The sequence below is a fragment of the Psychroserpens sp. genome (genome assembly GCF_047633235.1).
GTDB lineage: Bacteria > Bacteroidota > Bacteroidia > Flavobacteriales > Flavobacteriaceae > Psychroserpens.
This window is the reverse complement of the sequence record NZ_JBLIET010000084.1, coordinates 1-5,875: the sequence shown is the minus strand read 5'-3', so window position 1 is coordinate 5,875 and position 5,875 is coordinate 1. Positions and strand designations below refer to the sequence as shown.

Annotated in this window: 8 protein-coding genes and 1 tRNA gene; 3 read left to right on the top strand and 6 right to left on the bottom strand. The window is 32.5% G+C overall.

Going from position 1 to position 5,875, the window contains the following annotated elements:
• The first annotated feature begins 215 nt into the window (after window positions 1-215).
• Window positions 216-1,355, top strand: a complete 1,140-nt coding sequence (locus tag ACJAZK_RS14630) for a PHB depolymerase family esterase (RefSeq protein WP_415224678.1) — start codon at window positions 216-218, stop codon at window positions 1,353-1,355.
• Window positions 1,356-1,490: 135 nt separating this feature from the next.
• On the opposite strand, the gene ACJAZK_RS14625 is transcribed toward ACJAZK_RS14630, so the two are convergent.
• The 5 genes from ACJAZK_RS14625 to mce form a co-directional block, all read right to left on the bottom strand.
• Entirely contained in the window at window positions 1,491-1,682 is a 192-nt protein-coding gene (locus tag ACJAZK_RS14625) for a hypothetical protein (protein WP_415224679.1), read from the bottom strand.
• A gap of 63 nt (window positions 1,683-1,745) precedes the next feature.
• Window positions 1,746-2,024 carry a hypothetical protein gene (locus ACJAZK_RS14620; protein ID WP_415224677.1) on the bottom strand — a complete coding sequence of 93 codons (279 nt, stop codon included), beginning with the start codon at window positions 2,022-2,024 and terminating at the stop codon, window positions 1,746-1,748.
• 97 nt (window positions 2,025-2,121) lie between these two features.
• Complete coding sequence (locus ACJAZK_RS14615; protein ID WP_415224676.1) at window positions 2,122-2,688, bottom strand: Arm DNA-binding domain-containing protein; 567 nt, start codon at window positions 2,686-2,688, stop codon at window positions 2,122-2,124.
• A gap of 219 nt (window positions 2,689-2,907) precedes the next feature.
• Window positions 2,908-2,981: transfer RNA gene (locus tag ACJAZK_RS14610), tRNA-Ile, on the bottom strand.
• An 85-nt stretch (window positions 2,982-3,066) separates the two neighbouring features.
• Entirely contained in the window at window positions 3,067-3,471 is a 405-nt protein-coding gene (gene mce, locus ACJAZK_RS14605) for a methylmalonyl-CoA epimerase (protein ID WP_415224675.1), read from the bottom strand.
• A gap of 188 nt (window positions 3,472-3,659) precedes the next feature.
• Here mce and rbfA point away from each other — a divergent pair, with 188 nt between their 5' ends.
• Both rbfA and ACJAZK_RS14595 read left to right on the top strand, forming a co-directional pair.
• Window positions 3,660-4,058: a 30S ribosome-binding factor RbfA gene (gene rbfA, locus ACJAZK_RS14600; protein WP_028870521.1), complete on the top strand. Its 399-nt coding sequence runs from the start codon at window positions 3,660-3,662 to the stop codon at window positions 4,056-4,058.
• Window positions 4,059-4,125: 67 nt separating this feature from the next.
• Window positions 4,126-5,328, top strand: a complete 1,203-nt coding sequence (locus ACJAZK_RS14595) for an ABC transporter permease (protein WP_415224674.1) — start codon at window positions 4,126-4,128, stop codon at window positions 5,326-5,328.
• A 256-nt stretch (window positions 5,329-5,584) separates the two neighbouring features.
• Here the strand turns inward: ACJAZK_RS14595 and ACJAZK_RS14590 are convergent.
• Window positions 5,585-5,875: tRNA-dihydrouridine synthase (locus ACJAZK_RS14590; protein WP_415224673.1), on the bottom strand; the 291-nt coding region annotated here is incomplete at its 5' end.

Sequence of the window (5,875 nt, the reverse complement as noted above, 5' to 3'; positions counted from 1 at the left end):
AAATGCAATTAATTTATACAACGAAGTAAGATTACATTTATCTTTAAACTTCAAAACACCAAATATGGTCTATAAATTAACCGCATAAAATCAATTTTAACCTGTAGCCATATATCAGGGCAAGACATATGAAACACTAACCGAATTCAATAATATTAAATTAGAATTGCTACATTTAATTTTTTAAATTCACATTCAGTTCTAAACCCTTAAAAATGAAACAAAAGTATAAACTAACTATTTTAATAATAGTTATGTTATTTTCTCATTTAATAACTCAAGCACAATTTATTACATTCGAACATGACGGTATTGACCGTCAATATTTATATTATGAGCCTTCAAATTTAAATGAGAATATGCCTTTGGTATTTGTTATGCATGGCTTTACTGGCGATGCTAATAGTATGAGAAATTATACTGGTATGAATCAAATTGCAAATCAATATGGTTTTGCAGTTTGTTATCCAAGAGGGACTAACGATTCGGATGGAAATCGGTTTTGGAATGTTGGGTATGACTTTCATCAAACTGAAACAGTAAATGATGTTGGTTTTTTAACGGAATTAGCTGAATACCTTCAAGCAACCCATAATTTGAATCCTGATTATACTTTTGCAACTGGTTTTTCTAATGGTGCAGAAATGTGTTACATGCTTGCTTGTCAGGCATATAATACGTTTAAAGCTGTAGCACCCGTCGCTGGAATGATTATGCAAGATATTTTAAATGACTGTGATGATAGCCCACCAATTCCTCTGTTTGAAATACATGGTTCTCAAGATAACGTAACTCCGTTATCTGGTGACCCAAATAACAATGATGGTTGGGGAGCTTATCCTAATATACCTTTTACAATCAATTATTTTGTGGAAAAAAATGAATGTATGGCAAATGCGTCACAAACACTACCAAATATCGATAACTCTGACGGTAGTTTTGTCAATAGTGAAAAGTATTTTAATGGTATTGATAATAATGAAGTATGGTATTATGAAGTTGTAGGTGGTGGACATGACTGGCCTGGATCTTGGGGAAATATGGATATAAATGCTGGTGAAGAAGCTTGGTTATTTTTTCAAAATCATATAGATAATACTCTATCACTTTCAAATTTTGATTATCTAGAAAACACTATACGTGTTTTTCCTAATCCTACTAATAATAGAATTAATATAGAAACCAATAATCCATTGGAACTTAAAGAAATAATACTTTACAATACTTTAGGAGAGAATTTAAATATAAAATCAACTAATGGACTTATTGATTTAACTAACTTAAATATAGGTGTTTATTTATTGAGCATTACAACTTCAAAAGGCACAATAACAAAAAAAATTGTAAGAAATTAGACCTATTTAAATGCATAATTATTAATATTTTCAATTAACAAATACTATTGCTAACACCGTATATAATTTATTGCTAGTTAAAGCCTACTTAAGAAATTCCTTGAATTATTTATAAAGTAAAAAGGAAGAAACTCATTACTTCTTCCTTAATTTTTGCATCTCTAGACTAATTTTCTTTTGCACGACCTTACCGTAGCTGTCCTGAGTAATCTTCATACTGCTATGCCCTAATAACTCACTTACAACCTCCATTGACACATCATTATAAAGTAATACAGTACTTGCAAAAGTTTTCCTGGCTATGTGAGTGGTTAATTTCTTTTCTATCCCTATGATTGCTCCTATTTCCTTTAGGTGCGAATTATACTTCTGGTTACTAATCTTAGGAACTTATAGAGGCTCTTTTGATTGGTATTTATTAATTAAAGCTTCTGCCAGGGGTAGTAATGGAATAGAAAAGTCTTTTGAAGTTTTCTCTCTTTTCATGTTAATCCACAACATGCCATCAAAGCCTTTTTGCACATGCTTATGCCCTAATCTAGATAATTCAGTATAAACTAATCCTGTATAATAACAGAATATAAATAGGTCTTTTACACGTTGTAATCTAGGCTGTGTGAATGTGAAGTGTTCATAGGCATGAAGTTCCTCTGGTGATAAAAACACCACTTTTTTTTTGTTGATTTTGCCTTATGCAACATGAATGGGTCTTTGTCTAAATAGCCTTCTGAAACAGCCTCCTTAACAGGCCTTTTAAGGCGTTGAATTATCTTATTGACGTACTTTGACCTAGATTCCTTTCTGTCTTCAAGTAGTGCTCTAAATCATCTAGAAAAAGAGGATCTAGTCTCTTTAATGCGATGTCTTTAGTATTGAATTTAAAATGAATGAAAGATTCGATAAACCCCTTAACATATTCAAACTTCTTATAGGTAGGTTCTTTAATATCTTTCCCTATGAGTTTTCTACTTTTAGCTAGATATTTATTATAATAACGAATAAGAGTATCCTCTTTCTTCCTTTCCCCACCAAAGTATAGGTTGGATATATCCACCACATTAAATTCAACCTGCTGTAATTGAAGTTTTAAATAGGTGTTATTGGTTTTTTGAGTAATTAAAGATAATTGACCATTGATATGGTTACAGTTTACATCCTTTGTGTACACGCTTTGACTTTTTGAGCTCCAATGTTTAGGATTTACAAATTGTCCTGTTGAAAATTGTTTTCTTTTTTTAAGAAATGTAATTCTGCAATAAATAGGGCAGACTCCTTTTTGATTTGTTTTTGATTTGTTCAAATAGAACAAAACTGTCATAATTTGTTGTTTCATTACCAATTGGTTTTAAGTTAAACAATTGGCATACAATTCGGATTATTAAATAGGGACACCTCATTTTTGAAATGGGATACCTAATAGGATACCTTTTCTTCAAATAAAGTTGACAAGTTGATTTTTTGTTGGACTGTGCAGTTAGTGCGGTAAATGCAGCTATAACCTGCAATAAACAAAAAAATCCAACCTAAAAATTAAGTTGGATTTCAATAGTTGTGGTCCCACTTGGGCTCGAACCAAGGACCACCTGATTATGAGTCAGGTGCTCTAACCAACTGAGCTATGGGACCTATTGTTATAAATAACAATATGCTCTTTAAAAGAGTCTGCAATATTACCACATATTTTAAAACTCTACAAGCAATTTATATCAATTTACTTCTTAATATCTTGGCACAACTCAATCAAAACGCCATTTGTCGCTTTTGGATGCAAAAAAGCAATGAGCTTATTATCTGCACCTCGCTTAGGTTTTTCGTGAATCATCTTAAAACCTTCGCCTTTTAATCGCTCAATTTCCTTTTCTATATCTGCTACTGCAAAAGCAATGTGATGAATCCCTTCACCTTTTTTTTCTATGAATTTTGCAATAGGACTATCGGTCGTCGTTGCCTGTAACAACTCTATTTTATTTGGCCCTGTCTTAAAGAAGGACGTAATTACACCCTCACTTTCTATAGCTTCTGTTTTATAATGTTTGGTGCCCAAGAGCGCAGCAAATAAATCATTTGACGCTTCAATGTCTTTTACTGCAATTCCTATATGTTCTATTTTTTTCATATTCATTTTCCCAAAAACCAAAAACCCCTTAAGTAGTTATTCTCTTTTTTACTTACTTCAAAGTTAACATAATCCTTAATTATCGCCTATTTTTGCAGTGAGAAACCAAAACTTGGTTTTATTTTTGATAAAAGTCGTTATATTAGGATGACTGATGATGACGTAACAACGACTTAAATTTAAAAACAATGGAAGAATTTACCCAAAGACAAAAAAAAATTGGCGGCCTTTTACAAAAAGACCTTGCAGATATATTACAAAAAGCAGCCAAGGATGGTGGCATGCGAGGAGTCATTATTTCGGTAAGTAAAGTAAACGTAACTACAGATTTATCAGTTGCCAAGGTATACCTCAGCGTATTTCCCAATGGTAAAGGAAAAGAACTCATTGAAGGTATACGCTCAAACACCCCTTTAATTCGTCACGAAATGGCGCAACGTACCAAAAATCAATTACGCCGTATGCCTAACTTAGAGTTTTTTATTGACGACTCTTTAGAATATATTGACGGCATAGAAAGATCTCTTAAAAGAGAAGAAGACCCCATTAAAGAGGCAGATCTTTTAGCGAAGCGTAAAAAGAAGTAATCGGTTTTGTCAAAACCTTTATAAATAGTTTTATCGTAAAATTGATTTTCCCTTTACAACTAAGAGTATGAACTTCTCCTTTTACATAGCAAAACGCTACCTGTTTTCTAAAAGCAGTAATAACTCTATAAACATCATGACTATTATTGCAGCTTCAGGGACTGTAATTGCTGCTACAGCTCTATTTATTGTTCTCTCTGGTTTTGCTGGATTAAAAAATTTAAGCCTTGAATATACCTCTGTTGTAGATCCTGATTTAAAACTATTTCCTTTAGAAGGAAAGTCGTTTATAGTTTCAAATGAGGATGCTCTTAAAATTAAAACTATTAATGGAATTCAAAGCTATTCTAAAATTATAGAAGAACGTGTTATTTTAGAATTTGATGGTAAAAAGCAAATTGTTACCATGAAAGGTGTAGATGCAAACTTTACTAAAGTTACAGCCATTGATTCTATGGTTTACTACGGAAATTGGCTAGAACGCGGCACTAGTCAAATTGTTTCTGGTGGTATCATATCCAGAAACCTTTCTTACGGAGTTCTTGATCTCACAAGGAATCAAAAAATATATGTCCCTAAACCAGGAAAAGGACAAATCAGCTCTGTAAAAGGCGCTTTTAACTCTTTAGAAGCTTATAACGTTGGTATCTTTGACATCAATGAAGAACTCAATAGTGAGTATGTCTTTGCCAATATTGAGACTGCTAGATATTTGTTGAACTATAATGACCACCAAATATCATCGATAGAGTTTAAATTAGTCCCAGAGGCTGACCAAATTCAAGTTTCAGAAGCATTGCAAACTATTTTTGGAGATCGCGTCACTATTAAAAACAGAGCTCAGCTAAATGATGCACTCTATAAAATGCTCAATACCGAAAACGTTGCTGTCTATCTCATTTTTACGTTAGTAATTATAATTGCCCTTTTTAATGTAATTGGTGCCTTAATCATGATGATTTTAGATAAAAAAGCATCGCTAAACACACTTTTTAACTTAGGCACAACAACAAAAGACATAAGACGTATTTTCTTTTTACAAGGGAGTTTGATGACCATTATTGCTGGTACAATTGGCTTAATCTTAGGGTTTGTAGTTGTGTTTTTACAGCAACAATTTTCACTTATTATGTTGACACCATCGTTAGCTTATCCTGTAGAACTAAAGCTTATAAATCTATTAATTGTCTTTATCACTATCGTCGTCTTAGGTATTCTAGCCTCTAAATTAGCTTCACAAAGAATTAATAGAAATTTGGTAAAGGGTTAATTCCTCAATATGCAATTTACAGTATTCAATTTGCAGTAGGCTAGTTAGCACAAATAGGATTGGGATAAACGTCCTAAACATTCTTAAAAACGTATTCTATAAAAATCGAAAAGACGTATTCTAATGGATTAATAATCGGGTCTTTTAGAATAATAAAGGACTCGTTTCTTTAAAAGAATTTAAAGTTTATAGGTCTAGATAGCATTACCTGTGATAGCAACATACAAAAATAAACTAGCTGCACAGCTTTACAACATCAAGAAAACTGGTGATTTCCAAAGGACTCCAACACCTCATCAAAAGCAGCAAATACATCTTTAGCCTCATCGCTAGTAACCATTTTCATTCTGTGTTCTTTGAAGTTAGGAATGCCTTTAAAGTAATTTGTGTAATGACGTCTCGTTTCAAAAACACCTAATTTTTCACCTTTCCAATCTATTGACATCTGGAGGTGACGTCTCGCAGCATCAACGCGATCTGCCATTGAGATTGGTGCTAAATGCTCTCCGGTTTCAAAAAAGTGTTTGACTTGTTTAAAAAACCAAGG